The organism is Curtobacterium sp. C2H10, from assembly GCF_025407985.1.
Classification (GTDB): Bacteria; Actinomycetota; Actinomycetes; order Actinomycetales; family Microbacteriaceae; genus Curtobacterium.
On record NZ_JABXGF010000053.1, the window covers coordinates 1 to 24,567 of the forward strand.

At 73.5% G+C, this 24,567-nt stretch carries 23 protein-coding genes and 1 riboswitch; of the genes, 8 read left to right on the forward strand and 15 right to left on the reverse strand.

Going from position 1 to position 24,567, the window contains the following annotated elements:
* Positions 1-167: 167 nt before the first annotated feature.
* The 4 genes from HWD93_RS15335 to HWD93_RS15350 form a co-directional block, all read right to left on the reverse strand.
* On the reverse strand, positions 168-299 hold the full coding sequence (locus HWD93_RS15335; protein WP_258027649.1) for a hypothetical protein: 132 nt from the start codon (positions 297-299) through the stop codon (positions 168-170).
* 110 nt (positions 300-409) lie between these two features.
* Positions 410-2,284, reverse strand: coding sequence for a hypothetical protein (locus tag HWD93_RS15340; RefSeq protein ID WP_261647267.1), 1,875 nt, complete (start codon positions 2,282-2,284; stop codon positions 410-412).
* Positions 2,285-2,384: 100 nt separating this feature from the next.
* Complete coding sequence (locus HWD93_RS15345; protein ID WP_229087076.1) at positions 2,385-2,888, reverse strand: peptide deformylase; 504 nt, start codon at positions 2,886-2,888, stop codon at positions 2,385-2,387.
* 1 nt (position 2,889) lies between these two features.
* Complete coding sequence (locus tag HWD93_RS15350; RefSeq protein ID WP_261647268.1) at positions 2,890-6,300, reverse strand: pyruvate carboxylase; 3,411 nt, start codon at positions 6,298-6,300, stop codon at positions 2,890-2,892.
* Positions 6,301-6,360: 60 nt separating this feature from the next.
* Here HWD93_RS15350 and HWD93_RS15355 point away from each other — a divergent pair, with 60 nt between their 5' ends.
* Positions 6,361-7,173, forward strand: a complete 813-nt coding sequence (locus HWD93_RS15355; protein WP_070418636.1) for a ParA family protein — start codon at positions 6,361-6,363, stop codon at positions 7,171-7,173.
* A gap of 517 nt (positions 7,174-7,690) precedes the next feature.
* Here the strand turns inward: HWD93_RS15355 and HWD93_RS15360 are convergent.
* The 5 genes from HWD93_RS15360 to HWD93_RS15380 all read right to left on the reverse strand — a co-directional run bounded on the left by HWD93_RS15360 (position 7,691) and on the right by HWD93_RS15380 (position 11,724).
* Complete coding sequence (locus HWD93_RS15360; protein WP_070418635.1) at positions 7,691-8,251, reverse strand: MerR family transcriptional regulator; 561 nt, start codon at positions 8,249-8,251, stop codon at positions 7,691-7,693.
* 193 nt (positions 8,252-8,444) lie between these two features.
* On the reverse strand, positions 8,445-9,149 hold the full coding sequence (locus HWD93_RS15365) for a MerR family transcriptional regulator (protein ID WP_071301860.1): 705 nt from the start codon (positions 9,147-9,149) through the stop codon (positions 8,445-8,447).
* The gene (locus tag HWD93_RS15370) at positions 9,149-9,628 is read right to left on the reverse strand and encodes an FHA domain-containing protein (protein WP_071294956.1); all 480 of its coding nucleotides are present in this window, start codon (positions 9,626-9,628) and stop codon (positions 9,149-9,151) included. The genes HWD93_RS15365 and HWD93_RS15370 overlap by 1 nt, the downstream gene beginning before the upstream one ends.
* Positions 9,629-9,751: 123 nt before the next feature.
* Positions 9,752-10,732 carry an iron chelate uptake ABC transporter family permease subunit gene (locus HWD93_RS15375; RefSeq protein ID WP_071301859.1) on the reverse strand — a complete coding sequence of 327 codons (981 nt, stop codon included), beginning with the start codon at positions 10,730-10,732 and terminating at the stop codon, positions 9,752-9,754.
* Positions 10,729-11,724, reverse strand: coding sequence for an iron ABC transporter permease (locus HWD93_RS15380; RefSeq protein WP_254790750.1), 996 nt, complete (start codon positions 11,722-11,724; stop codon positions 10,729-10,731). Before HWD93_RS15380 ends, HWD93_RS15375 begins: the two co-directional genes overlap by 4 nt.
* 198 nt (positions 11,725-11,922) lie before the next feature.
* On the opposite strand from HWD93_RS15380, the gene HWD93_RS15385 reads away from it, so the two are divergent.
* Positions 11,923-13,389, forward strand: a complete 1,467-nt coding sequence (locus tag HWD93_RS15385) for a S1C family serine protease (protein ID WP_261647269.1) — start codon at positions 11,923-11,925, stop codon at positions 13,387-13,389.
* A gap of 11 nt (positions 13,390-13,400) precedes the next feature.
* On the opposite strand, the gene HWD93_RS15390 is transcribed toward HWD93_RS15385, so the two are convergent.
* On the reverse strand, positions 13,401-14,558 hold the full coding sequence (locus tag HWD93_RS15390; protein ID WP_261647270.1) for a hypothetical protein: 1,158 nt from the start codon (positions 14,556-14,558) through the stop codon (positions 13,401-13,403).
* A gap of 90 nt (positions 14,559-14,648) precedes the next feature.
* Positions 14,649-14,906: a hypothetical protein gene (locus HWD93_RS15395; protein WP_261647271.1), complete on the reverse strand. Its 258-nt coding sequence runs from the start codon at positions 14,904-14,906 to the stop codon at positions 14,649-14,651.
* 33 nt (positions 14,907-14,939) lie between these two features.
* On the opposite strand from HWD93_RS15395, the gene HWD93_RS15400 reads away from it, so the two are divergent.
* Positions 14,940-15,302 (forward strand): RNA-binding S4 domain-containing protein, encoded by a 363-nt coding sequence (locus HWD93_RS15400; protein ID WP_070418630.1) that lies wholly within the window; start codon positions 14,940-14,942, stop codon positions 15,300-15,302.
* Between the two features lie 22 nt (positions 15,303-15,324).
* Here the strand turns inward: HWD93_RS15400 and HWD93_RS15405 are convergent, their stop codons facing one another.
* The 3 genes from HWD93_RS15405 to HWD93_RS15415 form a co-directional block, all read right to left on the reverse strand.
* Positions 15,325-16,272 (reverse strand): J domain-containing protein, encoded by a 948-nt coding sequence (locus HWD93_RS15405; protein ID WP_261647272.1) that lies wholly within the window; start codon positions 16,270-16,272, stop codon positions 15,325-15,327.
* A 162-nt stretch (positions 16,273-16,434) separates the two neighbouring features.
* Positions 16,435-17,511, reverse strand: a complete 1,077-nt coding sequence (locus HWD93_RS15410; protein ID WP_261647273.1) for a winged helix DNA-binding domain-containing protein — start codon at positions 17,509-17,511, stop codon at positions 16,435-16,437.
* Positions 17,512-17,533: 22 nt separating this feature from the next.
* The gene (locus tag HWD93_RS15415; protein ID WP_070418627.1) at positions 17,534-18,280 is read right to left on the reverse strand and encodes a phosphotransferase enzyme family protein; all 747 of its coding nucleotides are present in this window, start codon (positions 18,278-18,280) and stop codon (positions 17,534-17,536) included.
* 139 nt (positions 18,281-18,419) lie between these two features.
* On the opposite strand from HWD93_RS15415, the gene HWD93_RS15420 reads away from it, so the two are divergent.
* Positions 18,420-19,070 carry a GntR family transcriptional regulator gene (locus HWD93_RS15420; RefSeq protein ID WP_261647274.1) on the forward strand — a complete coding sequence of 217 codons (651 nt, stop codon included), beginning with the start codon at positions 18,420-18,422 and terminating at the stop codon, positions 19,068-19,070.
* Positions 19,067-20,311, forward strand: coding sequence for an MFS transporter (locus tag HWD93_RS15425; protein ID WP_261647275.1), 1,245 nt, complete (start codon positions 19,067-19,069; stop codon positions 20,309-20,311). Before HWD93_RS15420 ends, HWD93_RS15425 begins: the two co-directional genes overlap by 4 nt.
* A 13-nt stretch (positions 20,312-20,324) precedes the next feature.
* Here HWD93_RS15425 and HWD93_RS15430 read toward each other — a convergent pair whose 3' ends face one another.
* Positions 20,325-21,215: an NUDIX domain-containing protein gene (locus HWD93_RS15430; RefSeq protein WP_070418624.1), complete on the reverse strand. Its 891-nt coding sequence runs from the start codon at positions 21,213-21,215 to the stop codon at positions 20,325-20,327.
* Between the two features lie 67 nt (positions 21,216-21,282).
* A riboswitch (TPP riboswitch) is annotated at positions 21,283-21,378 on the forward strand.
* Here HWD93_RS15430 and thiM point away from each other — a divergent pair.
* From thiM to thiD, 3 genes are all read left to right on the forward strand, one after another.
* Entirely contained in the window at positions 21,367-22,215 is an 849-nt protein-coding gene (gene thiM / locus HWD93_RS15435) for a hydroxyethylthiazole kinase (RefSeq protein WP_261647276.1), read from the forward strand. It overlaps the preceding riboswitch by 12 nt.
* Positions 22,212-22,952 carry a thiamine phosphate synthase gene (thiE, locus tag HWD93_RS15440; protein ID WP_261647277.1) on the forward strand — a complete coding sequence of 247 codons (741 nt, stop codon included), beginning with the start codon at positions 22,212-22,214 and terminating at the stop codon, positions 22,950-22,952. The genes thiM and thiE overlap by 4 nt, the downstream gene beginning before the upstream one ends.
* The gene (gene thiD / locus HWD93_RS15445) at positions 22,949-24,454 is read left to right on the forward strand and encodes a bifunctional hydroxymethylpyrimidine kinase/phosphomethylpyrimidine kinase (RefSeq protein WP_261647278.1); all 1,506 of its coding nucleotides are present in this window, start codon (positions 22,949-22,951) and stop codon (positions 24,452-24,454) included. Before thiE ends, thiD begins: the two co-directional genes overlap by 4 nt.
* Positions 24,455-24,567 lie beyond the last annotated feature (113 nt).

Sequence of the window (24,567 nt, forward strand, 5' to 3'; positions counted from 1 at the left end):
GCAGCGTCAGATGCGTATAGGGGCCAGCCGTCGAGGGTCGCCGCCGCCGGGGTAAGGTCCGCGCCGCGTGCGGGGAGCCGCGGTCCCGCTCCCGAGGACCGGCACCGCGCCTCCTGTGCGTCACCCTGCGCGCGGGGCGCGACCCGTGGTCGCGTCCGCCCGCGCGCTCAGCGCTCCTGCGGTTGCTGCGTCTCCGGGGCGTCGAGGACGGCCGTCGAGGAGGTCGTGACCTGGACCTCGGTGGGGCGACGGTTGGTGCGGGTGCGGTGCGAGCTGAGCTCGTCGTTCTGTGCGGTCATGGGGATGTCCTGGGGGTGTGGGAAACGGTGTCGGTGGGAAGCCGACGGCGATACGGTACCTCTTCGTCAGGACAAAGCGACAATCCCACGTTGGGGTGTCACCACGGCGTTCACGGAACGCGGACGGTCCGGCATCCGAGGTCGGTCTCGGGCATGCCCGAGCCGGCGCCGACGGCGGTCGTGCAGAGGGTGTGCGACCCGCTCGCCAGCGGGACCGCGATGCGGTAGCCGGAGCCGATCGGTGCGTCCGGGTGCACCTTCCGGACGTCGTTCCGGGTGAGGCCGGTCGTGCCGGTCGCGAGGACCCGCCCGGCCTCGGCGACGCGGATCGTCAGCGGCCGGGTCGTGTCCGGGTCGTAGGCCCAGCCCGCGACCGTGACCCCCGTCGCGGTGGCCGCCGGTGCCTGGTCGTGCCCGCGCGGGTCGTGGGCGCCCACCGGGGCCGCCGACATCCGGACGGGCGCCGCGGAGGTGCTCGTCGCGGTCGAGCCGTCCGGGTGCCGGAGCGTGACGGTCGCGTGGTAGCTGCCCGCCGGCAGTGTGCCGAGGACGAACGGCACGCTGTTCGCACCCTTCGCCACGGCCACGCCGTCCACCAGCACGCGCTTCGTCGTCGTGCCGTCGCGGGTCACGGTGACCTTCGCGGTCGTCCCGGCGGTCCAGGCGGCGTCGTGGAAGCCGATGCGCGTCCACCCGTTGGCTGCCGGGTCCGCGCGGAGGTGGAACGACTTGAGGTGCCAGACGGCGGCGCCGCGGTCCTCGTTCGGGTCCCAGCGGAGGCTCGTGACGACCTGCTTCCACCCGGGGCTGCCCTTCGGCATCGTCTCGTCGAGGGGGTTCGTCGCCGCGAGGTCGATGCGGTTCTCGCCCGACTCGTTCGGGCCGACCGGGGTGGCGTTGGCGCCGGAGAAGGTCAGGACGTCGTTGCTGACCTGCAGGCCCTTCGCGCCGCGCACCGACCACACCAGGCGCGCCATCTTCCCGCCACCGGGGGCGTTGCGCAGGTCGTAGGCGCCGTCGTACGACATCGACCAGGACAGCCAGTGGTACTGCTTGCCGTCGAAGGCCGACACCGGGAAGACGACCTCGGGGTCGCGCACGATCGGGCCGGCGTTCTGCGCGGTGAGGCCGACGGAGCTCCAGCTGCGGAACCGGGCGTTCTTCAGCGTGACGCCGCGACCGGCGACGCCGTTCGTCAGGACCCAGGAGCGCCCGCGCTCGACGGCGGCGAGGTCCTTGCCCTGGTCGGGGTTCGGGCTGTCCACGACCGCGATCGGTCGGGCGACGACCCGGAAGGTGCCGTAGTCGCCCGCCGGCAGGGCGTCCTGCGGAGCGGACCCGCCGTGGAGCCGGGTCCAGTCGATGCTGACCTTCCCGCTCGGGCTCTCGCCGGTGTGGACGACGATCGGCTGCACGCGGAGCAGCGTCGGCTTCGAACCGGTCCAGGGGACGTGCCCGCCCATGACGGACTTCCCGGTGAGGTCGACGTCGACGACGTGGTTCCCCTTCTCGACCTTCGCGGTCACGCCGCCCATGCAGCTGAGCGATCGTGCCGCGCAGGTGAACCAGCTGATCGCGATCTGCCGGCCGGCGTACGGCTGGTCCATCGAGACGGAGAGGTGCGTGTAGCGCTTCGTGTCGATCGGGTGGAGGGCGCCGTCGCGGCCGTAGGGCAGCGTGCCGGGCATGGTCTCGACCGGGGAGAAGTAGGTGGAGCGCTCGAGGGTGCCGATCAGGTGGCCCTTGCTGATCGAGTAGCGGCCGTAGCCGACGCGGTCGGTGTTCTGGTCGGCGGTGTTGCTGTAGTCCCAGGGGTCGCCGAAGGTCTCGGTGGCGTAGTCCGGCGACTCGGTGTAGGTCGGCACGGTCGCGGCCGTGGCGGCTTCGGCCGGCGCGGTGGTGGCCGGGCCGACGGCGGTGGCCGCGGCGACGGCGAGGACGCCGAGGACGGCGACGACGGCGCGGCGGGCTGGTCCCTGTGTCATGGTGCTCCCCTGGTCGACGCGGTCACCGTACCCAGGAGTGCGCACGCACCTCACCCCCGAGTCAGGGTGCCGCCCGACCGAGGGTGGGCACTTCGGAGGACTAGTGGAACCAGTCCTGCGCGCGGATGTCGCGGAGCGCCTGGCGGCGGATCTCCGGGTCGAGCGTCATCACGTAGACGGTGCCGTCGAGGTGGTCCACCTCGTGCTGGAGCGCCTCGGCCATGAGCCCGGTGCCCTCGAGCACGACCTCGGCCCCGTCGACGTCGACCCCGCGGACCTTCGCGTACGGGTACCGGCGCGTGGGGTACGACAAGCCTGGGACGGAGAGGCAGCCCTCGTCCATGAGCTCCGGCTCCCCCGACACCTCGACGATCTCGGGGTTGAGCACGTAGCCGACCTCACCGTCGACGTTGTACGAGAAGGCGCGCAGACCGACACCGATCTGGGGAGCGGCGACGCCGGCGCGGCCGGGCTCCTTGACGGTGTCGACCAGGTCCTGCACGAGGTCGCGGATGCCCGCGCTGCCGAGGGCGTCTGCACGGATCGGATCGGCCGGGGACCGGAGGACGGGGTCGCCGAACAGGCGGATGGGACGGACGGTCAATTTACTGCAGCACCACCAGGAGGTCGCCGGCGTCCACCTGCTGGGTCACCGGGATCGCGAGTCGGCCGACGGTCCCCGCGACGGGTGCCGTGATGGCCGCTTCCATCTTCATCGCCTCGATGCTCGCCACGGCCTGTCCGGCCTCGACGACGTCACCGACGGCGACCTTGAGCGTCACGACACCGGAGAACGGTGCCGCGACGTGCTTCGGGTCGGTCTTGTCCGCCTGCTCGGCGGCCTTGGTCTCGACCTCGATCGAGCGGTCGCGGACGTACACCGGGCGGAGCTGCCCGTTCATCGTCGCCATGACCGTGCGGACACCGCGCGCGTCGGCCTCGCCGATCGCCTCGAGCCCGACGAACAGGTCCACGCCCTTGCCGAGCGGCACGACGTGCTCCTGCTCGGGGCGCAGGCCGTACAGGTAGTCGACGGTCGGGACCACGGACAGGTCGCCGTACTGCTCGCGGACGCGCTCGAACTGCTGCGTCGGCTGCGGGAAGAGCAGGCGGTTGAGGGCCTGTCGCCGTTCGGGCCCGGGGGTGTCCAGGTGTGCGCGCTCGGCGTCCGGCACGGGCGTGATCTCGAGCCGGACGTCGCGGCCCGCGAGGACCTTCGACCGGAAGGGCTCGGGCCAGCCACCGGGCAGGTCGCCGAGTTCGCCGGCCATGAAGCCGACGACGGAGTCCGGGATGTCGTACTTCTGCGGGTTCTGCTCGAAGTCGACCGGGTCGGCGTCCACCGCGGCCAGCTGCAGCGCGAGGTCCCCGACGACCTTCGACGACGGCGTGACCTTCGTGGGGCGGCCGAGGATCCGGTTCGCCTCGGCGTACCAGTCCTCGACCTGCTCGAAGCGGTCGCCGAGCCCGAGCGCGATGGCCTGCTGGCGGAGGTTCGACAGCTGACCGCCGGGGATCTCGTGCTTGTACACGCGGCCCGTCGGACCCGGCAGGCCCGACTCGAACGGCGCGTACGCACGCCGAACCGCTTCCCAGTACGGCTCGAGGTCGCCGACGGCGTCGAGGGAGAGCCCCGTGTCGCGCTCGGTGTGCGCCAGGGCGGCGACGAGCGCGGACATGCTCGGCTGGCTGGTCGTGCCGGCCATCGGCGCGGCGGCGACGTCCACCGCGTCGGCACCGGCACGGGCCGCGGCGAGGAGCGTCGCGAGCTGTCCGCCCGCGGTGTCGTGCGTGTGCACGTGCACCGGCTGGTCGAAGCGCTCGCGCAGGGCGGTGACGAGCTGCTCGGCCGCACCGGCGCGGAGCAGGCCGGCCATGTCCTTGATGCCGATGACGTGCGCACCGGCCTCGACCATCTGCTCCGCGAGGCGGAGGTAGTAGTCGAGCGTGTAGAGGTCCTCGGACGGGTCGAGGAGGTCGGCGGTGTAGCAGAGCGCCGCTTCGGCGACGGCCGTGTCGGTGGCGAGCACCGCCTCCAGGGCCGGACGCAACTGGCTGACGTCGTTGAGCGCGTCGAACACGCGGAACACGTCGACACCCGTCGCGGCCGCCTCGGCCACGAACGCGTCCGTCACCTCGGTCGAGTACGGCGTGTAGCCGACGGTGTTGCGCCCGCGGAGCAGCATCTGGATCGGGATGTTCGGCATCGCCTCGCGCAGCGAGGCGAGCCGCTCCCACGGGTCCTCGCCGAGGAAGCGGAGCGCCACGTCGTAGGTGGCACCGCCCCAGGCCTCGACGCTGAGCAGCTGCGGCGTGAGTCGGGCGACGTACGGGGCGACCGCGACGAGGTCCTTCGTGCGCACACGGGTCGCGAGGAGCGACTGGTGGGCGTCGCGCATCGTCGTCTCGGTGACGGCGAGCTCGGTCTGGCCGCGGAGCGCCTTCGCCCACTCGGCCGGACCCAGCAGGCGGAGGCGGTCGCGCTGCCCCTCGGGGACCGGGGCGCCGAGGTCGATCGTCGGCAGCTTCTCGCTCGGCTCGACGGTCTGCGGGCGACGCTCGCCGTTCGGCTTGTTCACCGTCACGTCGGCGAGCCAGTTCAGCACCTTCGTGCCGCGGTCCTTCGAGACGTGGCCGCCGAACAGCTGCGGGCGCTCCTCGATGAACTTCGTCGAGATGTCGCCGCGGTCGAAGTCGGGGTCCTCGAGCACGGCCTGCAGGAACGGGATGTTCGTGGAGACGCCGCGGATGCGGAACTCCGCGAGGGCGCGCTTCGCCCGGGCCACCGCCGCCGGGAAGTCCCGCCCGCGGCAGGTCATCTTCGCGAGCATCGAGTCGAAGTGCGGGCTGATCTGCGCGCCGGTGGCGACCGTGCCGCCGTCGAGGCGGACGCCCGCGCCACCCGGGCTGCGGTAGGTCGTGATGCGACCGGTGTCCGGGCGGAAGCCCTGCGTCGGGTCCTCGGTGGTGATGCGTGTCTGCAGGGCGGCGCCGTGCACCCGGACGCTGTCCTGCGACAGGCCGAGGTCGCCGAGGGTCTGCCCGGCGGCGATCCGCATCTGCGACTGGACGAGGTCGACGTCCGTGACCTCTTCGGTGACGGTGTGCTCGACCTGGATGCGCGGGTTCATCTCGATGAAGACGTGCTGGCCCGCACGCTCGCCCTCGGTGTCGAGCAGGAACTCCACCGTGCCGGCGTTCACGTACCCGATCGACCGGGCGAAGGCGACGGCGTCGCGGTGCAGCGCCTGCGCGATCGCCGGGTCGAGGTTCGGCGCCGGCGCGATCTCGACGACCTTCTGGTTCCGGCGCTGGACCGAGCAGTCGCGCTCGAAGAGGTGGATCGTGCCGGCGTCGGTGCCGGTGGCGTCGGCGAGGATCTGCACCTCGATGTGCCGCGGCCGGATGACGGCCTGCTCGAGGAACATCGTCGGGTCGCCGAAGGCGCTGTCGGCCTCGCGCATCGCCTCTTCGAGGGCCGCACGCAGCTCGGGCTTCGTCTCCACCCGGCGCATGCCACGGCCACCGCCACCGGCGACGGCCTTCGCGAACACCGGGAACCCGATGGCGTCCGCGCCGGCGAGGAGTTCCTCGATGTCGCGGCTGGCCGGGGTGCTCGCGAGGACCGGGACACCGGCCGCGACCGCGTGTTCCTTCGCGGTGACCTTGTTGCCCGCCATCTCGAGCACGTGCTCGCCCGGGCCGATGAACGTGATGCCCGCGGCGGCGGCAGCGGCGGCGAGCTCCGGGTTCTCGGACAGGAAGCCGTAGCCCGGGTAGATCGCGTCGGCACCCGACTCACGTGCGACACGCACGATCTCGGAGACGTCCAGGTAGGCACGGACGGGATGTCCGCGCTCCCCGATCAGGTAGGCCTCGTCCGCCTTGAGGCGGTGCAGGGAGTTGCGGTCCTCGTACGGGTAGACGGCGACGGTCTTCGCCCCCAGCTCGTACGCGGCCCGGAAGGCACGGATGGCGATCTCGCCACGATTGGCGACCAGGATCTTGCTGAACACGAGGTCCCTTTCAGCCCGGGTTGAGGTGAGACAACCCTACTGGCGGTAACGTTGCTCACCGTGCATGTACTCAGCGTGAGCTCCCTCAAGGGTGGTGTCGGCAAGACGACGGTGACGCTCGGCCTGACTTCGGCCGCGTTCGCCAAGGGACTGCGCACGCTGGTGGTGGATCTCGACCCGCAGTCGGACGTCTCGACCGGCCTCGACATCAACATCTCCGGCCACCTCAACGTGGCGGACGTCCTCGAGAACCCGAAGGAGAAGATCGTCCGTCAGGCGATCGCCCCCTCGGGGTGGACGAAGGGCTCCCAGGGCAAGATCGACGTCATGGTCGGATCGCCCTCGGCCATCAACTTCGACGGGCCGCACCCGTCCATCCGCGACATCTGGAAGCTCGAAGAGGCACTCGCGAACGTCGAGCAGGACTACGACCTCGTCCTCATCGACTGCGCGCCGTCGCTGAACGCCCTCACCCGCACCGCCTGGGCAGCGTCCGACCGCGTGACCGTCGTCACCGAGCCCGGACTCTTCTCGGTGGCCGCTGCCGACCGTGCCCTCCGCGCGATCGAGGAGATCCGCCGCGGGCTCTCCCCCCGCCTGCAGCCGCTCGGCATCATCGTGAACCGTGCCCGCGTGCAGTCACTCGAGCACCAGTTCCGCATCAAGGAGCTCCGCGACATGTTCGGCCCGCTCGTGCTCTCGCCGCAGCTGCCCGAGCGGACCTCGCTGCAGCAGGCGCAGGGTGCGGCGAAGCCCCTGCACGTGTGGCCGGGTGAGTCGGCGCAGGAGATGGCGAAGAACTTCGACCAGCTGCTCGAGCGCATCATGCGCACGGGCAAGATCGGCCCGTACGCCGAGGGCGGCGCGGCCTAGGGCGCGTCGCGCCCGCTGGCGCTCGGCCGTGGGCCCGTTCGGCTTCGCCGAGGTCGCGCAACACGCCGCTCGCGTTCGCCGAGGTCGCGCAAAGTGCCGCCGGGAGCTGGCCCGAACGGCAGAACGTGCGACCTCGCCTCCGGCACGGCGCACGACATCGACCGGGAGGCGCGCCTCGCCTCCGTCGCACCACCGCCGGACAACACGCTCGGGTTCACCCCGCGAGGTCGCTCGACATGCGGCTCACGTCCGACCAGGTCGCACGAACTGCCGCGGGGAACGGGCTCGCGCGGCAGATCGTGCGACCTCGTGGTCGGGGCGGTGTGGCGCCCGCGGAGGCTCGCTCGAGGTCGCACGACGCCCGGCGCGCGCCGAGGTCGCACGACACGCCACGGCTTGCGTGCCGAGGTCGCACAACATGTCGCACGGAATGGGCGCGCGCGGCAGAACGTGCGACCTTGCGACTCGAGCGGACGCGGGCCCGGGCTCGGGCCCGGGCAGGCCCGCCAGCGCGGGATTAGGACGCGCGGGAAGCCCGGCGGGCGGCGAGCTCGTCGTCGGGGTCGGCCGCCGGCGTCGCGTCGAGTTCGACCAGCGAGGACTCGACCTCGCGCAGGACCTTGCCTACCGCGATACCGAACACGCCCTGACCCCGCGAGACCAGGTCGATGACCTCGTCGTCGGAGGTGCAGAGGTACACCGAGGCACCGTCCGACATGAGCGTCGTCTGCGCCAGGTCCGAGACGCCGGACTCGCGCAGCTGGTTCACGGCGGTGCGGATCTGCTGGAGGGAGATGCCCGTGTCGAGCAGGCGCTTCACGAGCTTGAGCACGAGGATGTCGCGGAAGCCGTACAGCCGCTGCGACCCGGAACCCGCGGCCCCGCGGATCGTCGGCTCGACGAGCTCGGTGCGGGCCCAGTAGTCGAGCTGGCGGTAGGAGATGCCGGCAGCACGGGCAGCGACGGTACCGCGGTACCCGTTCTGCTCGTCGTGCTCAGGCAGGCCGTCGGTGAAGAGCAGCCCGAGGTCGTACCGGGTCATCTCCGACTCGGTGCCGGGGGTGTCGTTCCCACTCATCAGGCTGCCTTCCACGACGATCGAGCTCCCAACTGAACGTTCAATGACGGGTTGAGAGTTGTTCCGAGGTCCACGGTAGCGACTCGGACCGCTCCGGCGCGGGACATCCGACTCGGCGCGTCCGGCGTGTCGAGGATACGCCCCACCCACCGACGCGCACCAGCGGTCGACGAGGGACGAGCCACGACGCGCGTCATGCGTCGAGACGCCCGATCGCCGTGCGGATGAGGTTCGACCGGATCACCTCGAGGTGGCCGGCGATCTCGCGCGCGAGCTCGGTCGCCTTCGCCCGGGACGTGGCGTCACCGCGGCGGGACACCGGCATGAGCGCGGACTCGATGAGCCCGACCTCGCGCTCGGCCACGCTGCGCATCGTGCGGAGGTGCCGCGGTTCGATCCCGGTGCGCTGGAGTTCGACGAGGGCCTTGAGCACCGAGACCCCGTCGTCGCCGTACGTGTCAGCAGCGGGCAGCAGCGACGCCGAGACCGCGTCGGCGAGGAGCATCGGCGAGGCACCGGCAGCCCGGACGGTCTCGTCGCGGGTGTAGCGCCGCTCACGCCCGAGGATGGACGGCTTCGGCGCGTCGCCGCCCCCGGGGAGGACGGGTTCGCGCCCGGCGTCGAGGTCGGCCAGGTAGTCCTTGATGACCTTGAGCGGGAGGTAGTGGTCGCGCTGCAGCCCGAGGACGACCCGGAGCCGCTCGACGTCGGCCGCCGAGAACTTCCGGTAGCCGCTCGCGGTGCGGATCGGGGTGACCAGCTCGCGCTCTTCGAGGAACCGGAGCTTCGAGCTCGACAGGTCCGGGAACTCCGGCTTGAGGCGTGCGAGGACCTGCCCGATCGTGAGCAGGTCCGGGACCGCGGACCCCGCCCGGGCCGCGGCGGACCGTGCGGCCACTACGCGGTCGCCAGGCGCGCCAGGTCGACCCGGGAGGCGTAGAAGGTCAGGCGGAACTTGCCGACCTGCACTTCGGACCCGTCGGTGAGGAGTGCTTCGTCGATGCGGACGCCGTCGAAGTACGTGCCGTTGAGCGACCCGTTGTCCTTCACGCTGAAGCTCGTGCCGTGGCGGAGGAACTGCGCGTGCTTGCGCGACACGGTGACGTCGTCGAGGAAGATGTCGGCGTCGGGGTGGCGCCCCGCCGTGGTGACGTCCGAGTCGAGGAGGAACCGCGCACCGACGTTCGGCCCGCGACGGACCACGAGCAGCGCCGACCCGGAGGGCAGCGCGTTGATCGCTTCACGTTCTTCGGCGGACACACCGGACTCGGCAGTGAGCGCCGCCCCCATGTCCATGCTGAAGGTCAGTGTGGTGTCGACCAGCCGCTGCTCAGGGGTCTTCTGACCGTCCGGCTGCGGGACCACTGGTTCTGGCATCGTGGACCTCCTCCTCTTGGCGCACCAGCGTATCGGAAACGAGCGGCCGAACGGGAGCCCCGAACGGGGCTGGGGACAACTCGGCAGAACGCGTACAGCGAACGTACCGGGAACACGGATGCGTCAGCGCCCGCGCGCGAGCAGCCACAGCAGGTAGGGCGCCCCGATGACCCCCGTCACCACACCGACCGGCAGCGCGTTCCCCGGGATCGCGAACTGCGCGATGAGGTCGCTCGCCAGCGTGATCGCGGCACCGACGGCAGCGGTCGACCCGATGGCGACCCGTCCGCCCCCGACGAGCCTCCGGGCGATGGGGGCCGCCATCAGCGCGACGAACGACACCGGTCCCGCGGTGGCCACGGCGGCGGCGGTCAGGCACACGGCGGTCAGCAGGAGCAGCACCTTCGCGCGGTTCGGCCGGAGCCCGAGCGCCGAGGCCACCTCGTCGCCGAGGGTCAGCACGGTGAGCCGCGAGGACTGCAGGAGGGCGAGTGCCGTGAACACGACGAAGACGACGGCGAGGACCCCGACGAGGTTCCGGTCGACGGCGTTCAGGCTGCCGGAGAGCCAGAGCAGCGCGGTGCCGGCCTGGGTGACCGTGCCGCTCGTGAGCATCCACCCGGTGATGCTCAGGCAGATCGCCGCGACGCCGATGCCCACGAGGACGACCCGGTTGCCGGTGATCCCCCGACGCCACGCGAGTCCGGCGATGACGAGGGAGACGAGGACGGCACCGACGAGCACCACCGAGAACAGGGTCCCGCCGCTCGCGCCGAACAGGACGATGGCGGTCAGGCCCGAGGCGCTCGCGCCCGAGGTGATGCCGATGACGTCCGGACTCGCGATGGGGTTCCGGACGACGCTCTGCACGATGCCCCCGGCCACGCCGAGCGACGCCCCCACGAGGATCGCCCCGGCGACACGAGGGCCACGGAGCTGCCCGATCACGAAGTCCGAGACGGTGTCGCCGTGCCCGACGAGCGCGCTCGCGACCTGCACGGGCGAGAGCGGGATCTCGCCGACGCCGAGCCCGACGAGCACGAGGGCGAGGAGCAGGACGAGGACGGCGCCGAGCACGAGCCACTCGCGGCGCACGGCCGTCACAGCCCCTTCACCGCCCGCGACCGCACGAGCCAGATGAACACCGGCGCGCCGATGAGCGCCGTGACGATCCCGACCTGCAGCTCCCCCGGGTACGCCACGACGCGGCCGATCACGTCGGCGACGAGCAGCAGCGCCGGCGCGACGATGGCCGACAGCAGGATCGTCCACCGGTGGTCCGGCCCGCTCAACCGACGGACGGCGTGCGGCACGGCGAGCCCGATGAACGCGATCGGCCCGGCCGCCGCGACGGCCGACCCGGCGAGGAGCACGGTGACGACTCCCCCGACGGCGCGCACGAGCACGACGCGCTGCCCGAGCGACGCGGCGAGCTCGTCACCGAGCGCGAGCGTGTTGAGCGACCGGCCGAGGGCGAAGGCGATGACGAGTCCGACGAGCACCGGGACCGTGATCACCCCGGCGGTGCCGAGGTCCTTGCCGGCCAGCGCTCCGACCTGCCAGAAGCGCAGCTGGTCGAGGAGGCTCTGGCTCGTCACGAGCACCGCCGTGGTGATCGAGGACAGTGCAGCGGCGACGACGGCACCGGACAGGGCGAGTCCGACGGGCGACAGCCCCCGACGGGCCACTGCGGCGATGCCGTACACGAGGAGCGCGGCGAGGGCGGCACCGAGGAAGGCGAACGGCAGGTACGCGGCGGTGCCGCTGACGCCGAACAGCGCGATCCCGGCGACGACCGCGAGCGCGGCCCCGGAGTTGATGCCGAGGACGCTCGGATCGGCGAGCGGGTTCCGGGTGACGCCCTGCATGACGGCGCCGGCGACCCCGAGCGCGGACCCGGCGAGGAGTCCGACGACGGTGCGGGGCACGCGGTTGCCGAGCACGATCAGGCCGATCTCGTCGTTCCGTCCGGGGTGCAGGACGGTGTCGAGCACGGTGCCGAGCGGGATCGGACGGGAGCCGAAGGCCACCGAGAGCGCCACCGCCACGACGAGGACGACCACCGCCAGCACGGTGGCGCCGACGAGGCGGGACACGGAGCTGGGCGCAGGAGGGGTGGGCGACGGCGAACGCATGGGAAGTAAGGCAACCCTAACGGACGACGTCGTACGGCGACCCCCGAGCAAGCCGTGAGCAGCCGCAGGGTCCGTTCATAGGTTCGTCATGGGAACCGGGCCTCTACTCGTACCCATCGACGCCCGACCGGGCAGCCGAGGGACGACCGGAGAGCACTGATGAACGAGACCCCGAACCCCGCCGCCGACGAGAACGGCACCGCCCGCACCGACGCCGCGCAGCCGCAGGCCGGGGCGACGTGGGAGGCACCGCACGCCGACCCGTCGGCCCTCCGCTCGGCCTACGCGTTCGACGGCAGCGGCCCGTTCCTCTACGGGCCCGACGGCTCCGGCCCCTACGGCTACACCCCGGACGGCCGCGGCCCGTTCCTGATCGGCAGCCCGTCGCTCCCCGGGTTCCAGCACGGCTGGGTGCACGGCGCCGCCGCAGCGAACCACGCCACGAAGCGGCCCCGGCGGCTGGGCTTGATGATCGGCTCCGGCATCGCGGCCCTGGCGATCGTCGGTGCGGCGGGCGGGACCGCGCTCGGACTGTCCTCGCAGCACACGACCACCACCTCGAGCCAGTCGCAGGGCACGACGCTGCCGGACACCGGCACGGGTTCCGGCACCGGGTCCGACGGCAGCGGCACGAACGGCTTCACGGTGCCGGGCGACGGCACCGGCAGCGGGTCGAGCGACGGCGGCAGCGGCACGAGCACCGAGTCCGCGGCGACCGCGGCGACGAGCGCCCAGAAGAAGGGCGTCGTGACGATCAACACGGTCCTCAACTACGACGAGTCGTCCCAGGCGGCCGGCACGGGCATGATCCTCACCTCGAACGGCACGATCCTCACGAACAACCACGTCATCCAGGGCGCGACGAGCATCACGGTCACCGACGAGACGACCGGCAAGGAGTACAAGGCGGACGTCGTCGGGACGGACGCCACCCACGACGTCGCGGTCCTCAAGCTCGAGGGCGCGTCGGGCCTGTCCACGGTGACGCTCGACGACGACGGCGAGCCGAGCACGGGCGACACCGTGACCGACGTCGGCAACGCCGAGGGCACCGGCAACCTCGTCGCCGCCGAGGGCACCGTGACCGCGACCGACCAGGACATCCAGGTGCAGAGCGAGTCGGGCACGGGTACCGAGTCGCTGCAGGGACTCATCGAGGTCGCGGCGGACATCGTCTCGGGCGACTCGGGCGGTCCGGTGCTCGACAGCGAAGGCGAGGTCGTCGGCATGGCCACCGCGGCGTCCTCGGGCACGGCGGACGTCACCGGGTACGCGATCCCGATCACCACGGCGAAGTCGATCGCGGACAAGATCCTCGCGGGCGAGTCGTCGTCGACGATCACCATCGGACTGCCGGCGTTCCTCGGGGTCGAGGTCAACGGGACGGCCTCGACGGGCGGCGTCGCGGTCGCCGGCACGGTCGAGGGCTCCGGCGCCGCGTCGGCCGGTCTCGCCGCCGGCGACACCATCACGAGCATCGACGGCACGGCCGTGGCGAGCTCGGACGCGCTGACCTCGGCGATCCAGTCGCACTCGGTCGGGGACAAGGTGACGGTCGGGTACACCGACAGCACCGGTGCCGCGAAGACCGTCACGGTCACCCTGACCGCCGGCCCCGCGGCCTAGCAGAGAACTGCTCAGCCGAGCAGCGCCCGCACCACCGACCGGTACACGTTCGCCGGGGAGTCCGTCGCGAAGACGGTCTCCCCGGCTTCCGTGCGTCCGACGCGCGCGAAGCCCTGCCCCGCCGCGTGCACGACGACGATCGGGTTCGGCTTCCCCGGACGACGCAGTGACGACACCGTCCACGGAGCCGCCCAGAAGCGCGCGAGCCGCGGGTCCGCCTCGGCGATCGCCGTCGGCAGGTCGGGGGCGGCGTCCGCCCCGGAGGTCCGACGACCGAGCAGGTCCGCCCGGAGCGACCCCGTGCGGAACGGGAAGGTCCACGCCGGACCGATGCCGAGCCTCCCGGCCACGAGCGCGACCACGCGCTCGACCGGCAGCTGCGCGATCACCGCGCCCGTCTCGTCCGTCCCGTCCACGACGGTCTCCGACCAGGCTTGGAGGCGCGTGGTGCGCCCGTCGGGCAGCCGCTGTTCCAGGGTGACGGGCTGGTCATCGCCCTCCCACGGTGCGAGGAGCGCCTGCGTCGACTCGGGCAGGGTGCCGAGCCGGCCGACCAGGCCGGACTCGATGAGCTCGCGTCCGGCGGGCGTGCGGAGGAGCGTGGGGTTCCAGCGACGGCCGGCGAGCGAGCGCAGGGTGGCGAGGGCCTCGGAGCCGAGGTGGGTGCCCTCGAGGTCGGCGGCCGGTGCGGGCTCGGGCAGGGCCTCGAGGTCGCGCTGCACCCGCGACGGCGCGGGCTCGGTGGCGCGGACGCTGTCGAGCACGGCGAACACGAGGTCGTCGGTGGCGAGCATCCGGGCGAGGGGCCGCTCGATGGTGAGGTCGACGCGGTGCCGCCCGGTGACGAAGAGCAGGTGCGCTCCCGCGACGTCGCCGCCCTCGTCGGGCCGGACGTACTCGACGAGGCGCGCCGGCGCTCCCGCGGTCGTCCACGGGTCGGAGCCGATGAGTCGGAGCCCCTCGACCGAACCGGGGAGGCGTTCGAGCAGACTCGTGTGCTCCTCCGCGACGGTCCGGTCGCTCGGACGGGATCGGACGGTGAGCACGACGTCGTCGCCGGTGACGCGCAGGTCCGCCTGTGCCGAGTCCTCACGGCGCCACGCGTCGGGGCGGCGGAGGGTCAGGCGGGCGGTGCGGTCCTCGGTGCCGAGTGGGACGGGGACGGCCATGGCACGAGGCTACGTCGGGGCCGGTGCGGGGGCGGTGGCGGCTCGCCGGGCGCGCGCGCTTCCGGTGCGCGCGGGGTCGGACCGGCGGACTCAGGGGCGGCGCGGGCGTGGCGCGGGCGGCGGCGGGACCGGCTTCGCGGCGACGACGTCGGCGAGCGCCACCTCGACCGGGCCCCGGCGGGTGTCGATCGTCACGGACGACGCGGTCCGGGCGACGAGGACCCCGAGCGCGTCCTGCGCTCCCCCGCCGTGGTGCGCCCGGACGACCAGGCGGTCCCCGACCGCGGCGTCCCGGAGGACCCCGAGCGCCAGCGCCCGGGCGATCGCGTCCTGTGCGGTGCCCTCCACGCCCCCAGCGTAGGGCGCGCCTAGAGTGTGGGGATGGCCAAGGCACGCGTGGACAGCTGGATCTGGGCGGTGCGGATCACGAAGACCCGCTCCGCCGCGACCGCCGCGTGCAAGGCCGGCCACGTCCGGGTGAACGGGGAGCGTGCGAAGCCCGCGCAGCCGATCGGCCCCGGGGACGAGGTCCGGGTCCGGCAGAACGGGTTCGACCGGATCGTCGTCGTCACGGGGATCATCCTCAAGCGGACGAGCGCCCCCGAGGCCGCGAAGCACTTCGAGGACAAGACCCCGCCGCGGCTCCCCAAGGAGGAGGCCGGCTTCGTCCCGATGCGCGACCGCGGCGCCGGACGCCCGAGCAAGCGGGAGCGCCGCGACCTCGAGAAGCTCCGCGGCTACTGACCCCGCCGTCCCACCAACGCCATCAGACGAAGCGGACGGTCTGCTGCAGACGGTCGCGGACCTCGAACACGTCGACGCTCCCCTCGGGCGACCACACGCCGCCCAGTACCTGCCCGAGCGCACTGCGGCGGACGACGAGCGCCGTGGGCTTCCGAGGGGAGCCGACGACCTGCACGTCCTCGTCCACCGCGGAGTCCGGCACGACGAGCAGCCGGCCGGTGAACCGCACCCGGGTCTGCTTCTGCACGGCGCGGGCGGCCCGGACGAGCTCCTTCACGGGGCGTTCCCCCGGTGCCAGGGTCTCCCCCGTGATCTCGCCGTGCTCGACGCGGACCGGGGCGCCCCAGTCGATCGACTCGACGGCCCACAGGCCGCTCGGGGTGAGGACCGCGTGGTCGAGCTTGCCCTCGGCCCCCGCGTCGAGGTCGTGCCACACCGTCACGCCGATGCCCATCTCGGAGACGATCGACGCGGTCGCCTCCTCGGCGAGCGCCTCGGCCAGCAGCCGTCGGATGTGCCGGGGAGCGGAGCGGATGAGCGTGGGGTCGTAGGGGTCCTCGATGGGGTCCCCGAGGCCGACCCACTCGCGCTCGGCCTGCAGGAAGACCTCGCGCGATCGCCCGCCGGGGTGTCCGTGGGACCGGGCCCGCGGACGTGCATCGCGACGCGCTGCCGGGGGTGCGTAGGCGTCGCGGCCGGTGTCGCTCCTCCAGGTGGAGGAACCGGACGGGCCGGATGCGCTCTGCTGGCTGCCGCGCTGGGATCCCGCGTCGTAGGCGCGGCGTGCGGCGGGGGTGCCGATGCGTTCCCAGGCGATCTGGACCTGGCGGAAGCGGCGGGCGTCGCCGCCGAGGTCGGGGTGGGACTCGCGGGCGGCGCGGCGGTAGGCGCGGCGGAGTTCGTCGTCGTCGGCGGTCGCTCGGACGCCGAGGACTTCGTACGGGGTGGCGTCGGCCGGGCTGTCGGTCATGGCCCTGCGACATTACCCGAGGGAGCGTCGGAGTCCGCCGCGTGGCTGCTGGGTGCTGCCTGGAGGAACGGGTCGGGTCCGGTACGTCGGCGCCGGGTCTGCGACGAGGCACCTGTCGATCGACCGGTGCGGTGTCGCGGACGGCGTGCGGGACCGGGATGGTCAGGCGACGGCGAAGGACACGGGGGCGGCGAGGAACGATCCGTACCGGTCGGCGGCGGCCTCGAGGGCGCGGACCGCACCGGCGTCGAGCGGCTCGAAGGGCGTGACGGTGACCCGGACGTCGCGGGTGCGCTCGCTGCGGCTCCAGGTCCCGACGACCCGACCCCGCACGACGGCCATCGGCAGGAACATGCCGTTGGCGCCGGGGACGACCCGGTCGGCGTGCACGGGGTCGAGCTGGACGGAGCGGTCGGCGTACCCGAGGAGGTACTCGTCGAACCCGGGCAGGAGGTGCCCGGTCGGCACACCCCCGGGGCCGGGTCGGTCGGCGAGGGCGAGGAGTCCGTCGCCGAGGTCCTCCACGGCGTCTCCGGCCACCGCTCGGGCCCGTCGGACGTCGCCGAGCGGCAGCTTCGTCCAGGAGGCGGTGTCGGCTTCGGTCACCGGGCCCCGCCCGCGCAGGTGACCGATCAGCACCCGCCGCAGGGCCTCGTCGCGGTCGGGCAGGTCGGCCGTCGCCGGTGCCCACTCGTCGAGGAGCACGAGCCCCTGGCCGACGCGGGCGGTGGGCCCCCAGGCGACCATCCCCTCGAGCGCGAGGCGGAGCAGCACGTGGTACCCCAACCCTCGCGTCGGGTCGATGCCGGCGCCTCGGTAGACGTCGAACAGGTCGTCGCGCACGAGTGACCGACCGCCGGACAGTGCGTCGGCCGTGGCGTCCCGGGCGGTGCGGAGGACGTCGTCGTCGATGCCGAGCTCGATCGCACGTCGGGCGATGGAGCGGATCGTCCGATCGGCGGTGAGGGAGAGCAGCAGTCGGAGGTCGTCGGGGCGCATCGCGTGCAGGGTGCCGCGCATCGGCCACGAACGGACGACCTCGCCGCGGTCGAACGCGGCACGGACGTCGTCGCGCGTGGACCCGGGCGCGCGGACGCCGATGGCCCAGGTGACCTGCCCGAGGTCCTGCCCCTGGACGGCGAGCATGCGTTCCACCACCGCGGTCGGCCCGATCCCGGGCACGGCGATCCCCTGGGCGGCGAGGCGCATCGCGCGCAGCTGGGCCGGTGTGGTCGTCATGGCACCAGCATCGCCGTCGCGGTCAGGCGACGGCTGCGGTGATCTCGTCGGCGTGCTGCTCGATGTACGCCACGTCGGCCCGGTAGAGGTCGGCGTGCCCGTGCTGCAGGTCGCTCACGAACTTCGGGTTCCCGGCTGCCGCCTCGGTCTCCATGGTCGTGACCAACGCGACGAGGGAGCCGAGGATCGTCTCGGCGAGGACCTCGCGCGACCGGGCGTCCAGCTCGTAGGCGCGGCAGAACTCGGCGGCACGGTCGAGCCGTTCGTCGAGCGACGGCGCGGTCGACCCCTCGACGACGCCGGTGGTGAACGGTGCGAACCGGTACACGGCACTGGCCACGTCCCAGACCCGTGGCCCGGGGTGCGCGGTGTCGAAGTCGATGAGCCCGACCGCGGCGATGCCGTCGTAGACGCAGTTGTACGGTGCGAAGTCGCCGTGCACGATCGTCTCGGCGGGGTACCGCTCCGCCTGGGACCAGACGTCGCGGTCGTCGTCGCGCGTGAAGGTGGCGGCGGCGTCGTGGTAGTGCCGCAGCAGCCGGGCGGTCGTGACGAGGGCGGCCTCGCTCGCGACGTCGGCCGTCCACGGGTACTCCCCCGCTTCGCCGGGGACGAACGAGACGGTCTCGAGCGTGTGCCCGAGCTCGATCGGTTCCGGTGCTGCGACGAACCCCTGTTCGTGCAGGTGGGCGAGCAGCCGGTGCACGGTCGGTGTCCACGGCCCTGCCGGGCGGTGCACGCGATCGTCGGCCCTGGTGATCCGCTCCATCGGAACCTCCTGTTGTACGTCTCCGTTGACGTGGTGGCCCAGCGTATCCGCCTGTGCGCCCCGGTGTCGCGGTCCACGTGTGAACAGCGCGTGACACGACCGCATGCACCGTTGCATGCAAGGCGTAGGATCGTCGACCGTGAGCACCCCGAGCACGAACACCACCGCCCAGGCAGCGTCCGACCGGGCCTACGACCACGTGAAGCGCGCGATCATCCGCGGCGACCTGCCCGGCGGCACGGCGATCAGCGAGAACGCGCTCTGCCAGGAGATCGGCGTGTCGCGGACGCCCGTGCACGATGCGTTCCTGCGTCTCGCCGCCGAGGACCTGCTCACCCTCGAGTCCCGGAAGGGCGCCGTCGTCCGGCCGATGTCCCCGAGCGAGGCGGCCGACGTGCTCGAGATGCGGGAGGCGATCGAGTCGACCGCGGCGGCCCGCGTCGTCACGGACGGCCGCGTGGCGGACGTCACCCCGTTCCTCCAGGCGATGCTCGCGGAACAGGAGCAGGCGGTCGCGACCGGCGACGTCGACCGGTTCATCGAGGTCGACGCGGAGTTCCACGGTGCCGTCATCGGCACGTCGCGGAACGCGATCGCCGTCATGTTCGCCCGGACCCTGCGCGACCGGCAGCAGCGGCTGCGGCACCACCTGATGCGGCTCCAGCCGTCCCAGTTGCAGGCGTCCCTCGAGGACCACCGGGCACTGGCCGCCGCGCTCGAGGCCGGCGACGCCCTCCGCTACGCCGAAGTCCTCCGCGCCCACGTCGCGTCGCACCGGGGCGCCCTGTGAGCGCCACCACCGGCAGCGTCCCGACCACCGGCTCGCTCACGGTCCCGAACGCCCGCGTCCTGCCGTGGGTCGCCGTCTGGGGCGCGGTGTTCGTGTGCTCGTGGGGCGGGAACCAGTTCTCGCCCCTGCTGCTCATGTACGAGGAGCGCGCGCACTACTCGTCGCTGCTCGTGAACGTCTTCCTCGGCGTGTACGTGCTCGGACTCGCGCCGGCACTCCTCGTCGCCGGGTCCCTGTCCGACCGGCACGGCCGCCGCCCGCTCATGCTCGCCGGGATCGTCTCCGCCGTCGTCGGCAGCGGGCTGCTGGCGTTCGGCCCGCTCGGCGCGGGCTTCCTCATGGCCGGACGTCTGTTCTCCGGGGTCACCGTCGGGATCGCGATGGCGGTCGGCAACAGCTGGGTGAAGGAGCTCTCGCAGGGACGCTTCGACCCGTCGGCCGACGCCGGGTCCGGCGCACGCCGGGCGTCACTGGCGTTCACCCTCGGGTCGGCGTCGGGTGCCCTCGTCGCCGGGCTCATCGCCCAGTGGGGGCCGATCCCCGAGGTCCTGCCCTTCCTCGTGCACATCTGCGTCGCCGTCCCCTTCGCCGTGATCGTCTGGCGAACGCCGGAGACGAGCCGCTCCGGCGGTCTGCCCGGGCCCTGGTGGAAGCAGCTCGCCGTACCGAGCGCCGGGCACCGCCGGTTCACCCGGGTCGTGCTCGTCGCCGCGCCGTGGATCTTCGGGTCCGCAGCGATCGGGTACGGGTACCTGCCGACCAAGCTCGCCGGGGCGACCGGCACGTGGGGGCTCGTGTTCGCCACCGCCGCCACCGTCGTCGCCCTCGGGGTGTCGAGTGCCGTGCAGCCCCTCGCCGGGCGGGTCACCTCGCTCCTGTCGGCACGCGGACTGCTGACGGCCGTGGCGCTCATGACCGCGGGCATCGCCGTGGTCGTCGTGGCGGTCCAGCTGCAGTCCGTGGCGATCGGGCTCGTGGCGAACGTCGTGATCGGCCTCGGCATCGGGCTGGCGCTCGTGTCGAGCCTGCTCGAGGTCCAGCGGATCGCGGGGACACGCGACCTGGCCGGGCTCACCGGGGTGTTCTACGCGGCGGCGTACGCCGGGTTCCTGGCGCCGGCGGTCATCGCCGCGGTGGCGAACGTCGTGGCGGTGCCGACGATCCTGTGGGTGGTCGTCGGGCTCGGGGTGCTGTCGTGGGTGGCGATCCTGGTGTCGTCGCGGAAGCACATCCCCGCGTAGCTGGACCGCGCGGTCAGAACTGGTCGCGCAGCCAGGCCGGCCCGTGCACCGAGGCGCCGAGCTCCTCGACGCGGGCCCGGAGCTCGCGGTCGGCGGTCACCACGACGACCGGGGTGTGGCCGGCGTCCACCGCGGCCCGGGCAGCCTCGACGATCGCGTCGTCACCCGACCCCGGCGCGCGCACGACGGACACCGGCTCGTCCGCGCCCACGGCGTCCCGCGCCGCTCCCTCGAGCACCACGGTCCACCGCGGCCACCACCGGTCGAACGGCAGCGCGAGCACCTCGGCCGACACACCCGCCGCGGCGAGCGCCCCCACCGACCCGAGCAGCCGCGACGCAGCCCCCGCGCGGTCCTTCCACCACCCGTCCGGCACACTGCCGACCACGTTCGCCGCGTCCACCACGACGTGCGGTGTCGTCTCGATCCGTGCCCGCAGCGCCGGCCACGACGCCCCGAACCCGGGGTGCAGGGGCAGGTCCTCGACGTCGCCGACGGGCACCCAGGCCAGTTCGAGGCTCTCGCGGTCCGCGATCACCGGTTCGAAGGCCCTGGAGGCGCGCCCCACCACCGTCGTGTACGTCCAGAACCCGAGGTCCAGCACGGCGGTGTGCCGGAGGTCCACGCCGTCCTCGGGTACGCCGGCTTCCTCCGCCGACTCGCGGAGCGCCCCGGTCACGGCGTCCTCGCCGAGGTGGCGGGCTCCGCCCGGGATCCCCCAGGTGCCGCCGTGGTGGCTCCACTCGACGCGGTGCTGCAGGAGCACGCGCCCGGAGCCGTCGTCGACGAGGAGTCCGGCCGCGCCGAACCGCCCCCAGGCCTTGGTGCCGTCGGGGCCGACCGCCCAGGCGTCGCCGGGGTCGCGGGGGCCGGGAGGCGGCCCGGGAGGCGTGGTGTCTGGCACCCGTCAACCCTGTCACACGGGACCCGTCATGTGACCGGAGACGTCGGAGCCGCTCGTGTACGGTGTCGGTCGAGACACGGGGTGCCGCAACCAGCGGCTGAGATCACACCCGTCGAACCTGCTCGAGCTCGTACTCGCGAAGGGATCGTCCATGCACACTGCTGCGCCCGCCCCCGACTGGGCCCGTCGGACCGCCGAACTCCTCGAGGCCGTCCGCGCCCGGAGTCCCCTGGTGCACTGCATCACGAACACCGTGGTGCAGAACGTCACCGCGAACGTGCTGCTCGCGCTCGGCGCCTCGGCCGCGATGGTCGACGTGGTGACCGAGGCCGGGCCGTTCGCCCGGGTCGCCGACGCCCTGCTGGTGAACACCGGCACGCCGCACGCCGAACCCCGGGCCGCGTCGCTCGAAGCCGCCTCGGCAGCGGTCGACGCCGGCACGCCCTGGGTGCTCGACCCGGTCGCCGTCGGCTCCCTGCCGGTGCGGACGGCCCTCGCCCGGGACCTGCTGGCGCTCGGCCCGACGGTGCTGCGGGGCAACGCCTCCGAGGTGCTCGCGGTGCTCGGCGCCTCGGCCGGTGGTCGTGGCGTCGACAGCACGGTCGGCACCGACGACGCGCGAGCGGCCGCGGTCGACGCGGTGGCCGCCAGGCGCGTGGCCGCGGTGGCCGTGTCGGGTCCGGTCGACCTGCTGGTCGCGCCCGGCATCGGCGTGGTGCGGGTCGCGAACGGCACGGAGCTGCTCACGCGGATCACCGGCGGCGGCTGCGCGCTCGGTGCCGTCGTCGCCGCGTTCACCGCCGTCTCCCCCGTGGACCGGGGCGCGGCCGCCGTCGCCGCGACCGCGGTGCACACGATCGCGGCCGAGCTCGCCGCGCGTGAGGCCGGCGGACCGGGCACGTTCCAGCCGCTGTTCCTCGACCGCCTGGCGTCGCTCTCGCCGGACGACGTCGTGCGCACGGCGCGCATCACCGTGGAGTCCCCGGCGGTGGCCGCGTGAGCGCCGGTGGGTTCGGCGTGTACCTCGTGACCGACCCGGCGCTGTCGGACCGGCACGGCATCGGCGTGCTCGGGGTCGTCCGTGCCGCGGTGCACGGCGGGGTGCGGATCGTGCAGGTGCGCGACAAGGACGCCTCGACCCGTGACCTGCTGGCGCTGACCGCCGCGGTGGCCGACGCCGTGGGCGACCGGGCGACCGTGGTGGTCGACGACCGGTTGGACGTCGCCCTGGCCGCTCGGCACGCCGGACACCGGGTCGCGGGCGTGCACCTCGGCCAGTCCGACGTCCCCGTCACCGCCGCTCGCGCCCTGCTCGGAACGGACGCACACGTCGGGCTGACCGCGAACACCCCGGAGCACCTCGCCGCCGTCGCCGCACTCCCCCGCGGCACGGTCGACCTGCTCGGGGTCGGCGTGGTGCACCCGACCGCGACGAAGGCGGACCACCCGCCGGCCCTGGGCCACGACGGGTTCGGCCGGCTCGCACGCGCGACGGACGTGCCGTGCGTGGCGATCGGCGGGGTCACGCTCGACGACGTCGGGCCGCTCCGGGCAGCCGGTGCTGCGGGCGTGGCGGTCGTGGCGGGCATCTGTGCCGCGGCCGACCCCGGGTCCGCCGCGGCGGCGTTCGTGTCCGCGTGGGGCACTGGACCCGACCACGGGGCGGAGCCGGGGCCGTCGGGTGGTGGCGATCCGTTCCTCCTGGCCGACGCGACGCACCACGGGGCGGACGCATGAGCGTCCCGCGCGTCCTGAGCATCGCCGGGACCGACCCGACGGGTGGGGCGGGGATGCAGGCGGACCTCAAGGCCATCGCGGCGCACGACGGCTACGGCATGGGCGTCGTGACCGCGCTCGTCGCGCAGAACACGCACGGGGTGCGTTCGGTGCACGTGCCGGACGTCGCGTTCCTGCGCGAACAGCTCGACGCGGTGTCGGACGACGTCGTGGTCGACGCCGTGAAGGTCGGGATGCTCGGCACCGCCGAGGTCGTACGGGTCGTGACCGAGTGGCTCCGCGAGCACCGCCCAGCGGTCGTGGTGGTCGACCCCGTGATGGTCGCGACGAGCGGGGACCGGTTGCTCGACGAGGACGCCTCGCGGGCGATGGCCACGCTGCTCGGGCTCGCCGACCTCGTGACGCCGAACCGGGCGGAACTCGCGGTGCTCGCCGAGCTGGCCACCCTGCACGGACGGGCCCCGGACAGCGCCGAGGACCGGGCGCTCACGATCGCCCGCACCTGGGACGTGCTCGTGCTCGCGAAGGGCGGCCACGACGGCGGCGACACCTCGGACGACGTGCTCGTCGGGCCCGACGGGGTGCTCCGGACGTTCAGCGCGCCACGCGTCCGGACGACGAACACGCACGGCACCGGGTGCTCGCTGTCGAGTGCGATCGCGACGCTCGCGGCCCGCGACGGCGACTGGGAACTGGCCGTCGGCACGGCGAAGCGCTGGCTGACCGCGGCCCTCCGCGGCGCCGACGCCCTGCACGTCGGCACCGGGAACGGTCCGGTCGACCACGGCGCGCTCGTGCGTGCGGAGCGGCCGGAGCCGAGGTGGACCGACCGCTGGTGGGACGACGTCGCCGAGGTCCTGCACGAGACGATCGCGTGCGGCTTCCTCGCCGGGATGCGCGCCGGGACGCTCGACCCCGAGGTGTTCGCCGCGTACCTGGCGCAGGACGTCCACTACCTCCGCGCGTACGAGCGGCACCTGGCGCTGCTCGGCTCGTGGACCACCGGGGCCGAGGCCGCGTTCTGGCAGGCATCGGCCCAGGGCTGCGCCGACGAGGCCCGCGACCTGCACCACCGACGCCTCGCCGGCACGCACGCCGAGGACCCCGTCCACCCGGTCTGCGCCGGCTACCTCGCCCACCTGCAGGCCGCTGCCGACTCCGGGTCCGTCGGGGTCCTCGCCGCGGCGGTGCTGCCGTGCTTCCGCGTGTACGCGTGGGTCGGGACGCAGATCGGCGCGGTCGGGTCGGACCACCCGTTCGCGGACTGGATCGGCGCGTACGGCGACCCTGGGTTCGCCGAGGCCTCCGCGGACGCGACGGCCCGGGTCGAGCGGCTCGCCGCGGCGGCGACGCCGGCCGAGCGCGGCGCCATGACGCGCGCCTTCCGCGCGTCGACCGCGTGGGAGCTCGCGTTCTTCCGGATGCCGACCGCGGGGACGGGCCCGGGGGCGGGCTCGGAGGCGGGCCCGGACTGTGCCGCCGGAACGACACGCTCCCGCTGAGCGCCGCGGTCCCTGGCGCGGAAGCGACAGGCTGCCGTCACGGTTCGACGGCACCCTGTCGCTTTCGCGGGCGGGGGCGGGCGGGGCGCGCGGACGGGCCGACGGGTCGGGCG

Coding starts and splice junctions, on each gene's coding strand:
- HWD93_RS15370 (WP_071294956.1), bottom strand. CDS start 9,628: ATGCCAGAACCAGTGGTCCCGCAGCCGGACGGTCAGAAGACCCCTGAG.
- HWD93_RS15405 (WP_261647272.1), bottom strand. CDS start 16,272: ATGACCGACAGCCCGGCCGACGCCACCCCGTACGAAGTCCTCGGCGTC.
- thiD (WP_261647278.1), top strand. CDS start 22,949: ATGAGCGTCCCGCGCGTCCTGAGCATCGCCGGGACCGACCCGACGGGT.
- HWD93_RS15415 (WP_070418627.1), bottom strand. CDS start 18,280: ATGGAGCGGATCACCAGGGCCGACGATCGCGTGCACCGCCCGGCAGGG.
- HWD93_RS15390 (WP_261647270.1), bottom strand. CDS start 14,558: ATGGCCGTCCCCGTCCCACTCGGCACCGAGGACCGCACCGCCCGCCTG.
- HWD93_RS15410 (WP_261647273.1), bottom strand. CDS start 17,511: ATGACGACCACACCGGCCCAGCTGCGCGCGATGCGCCTCGCCGCCCAG.
- HWD93_RS15335 (WP_258027649.1), bottom strand. CDS start 299: ATGACCGCACAGAACGACGAGCTCAGCTCGCACCGCACCCGCACCAAC.
- HWD93_RS15360 (WP_070418635.1), bottom strand. CDS start 8,251: ATGAGTGGGAACGACACCCCCGGCACCGAGTCGGAGATGACCCGGTAC.
- thiM (WP_261647276.1), top strand. CDS start 21,367: ATGCACACTGCTGCGCCCGCCCCCGACTGGGCCCGTCGGACCGCCGAA.
- HWD93_RS15340 (WP_261647267.1), bottom strand. CDS start 2,284: ATGACACAGGGACCAGCCCGCCGCGCCGTCGTCGCCGTCCTCGGCGTC.
- HWD93_RS15385 (WP_261647269.1), top strand. CDS start 11,923: ATGAACGAGACCCCGAACCCCGCCGCCGACGAGAACGGCACCGCCCGC.
- HWD93_RS15400 (WP_070418630.1), top strand. CDS start 14,940: ATGGCCAAGGCACGCGTGGACAGCTGGATCTGGGCGGTGCGGATCACG.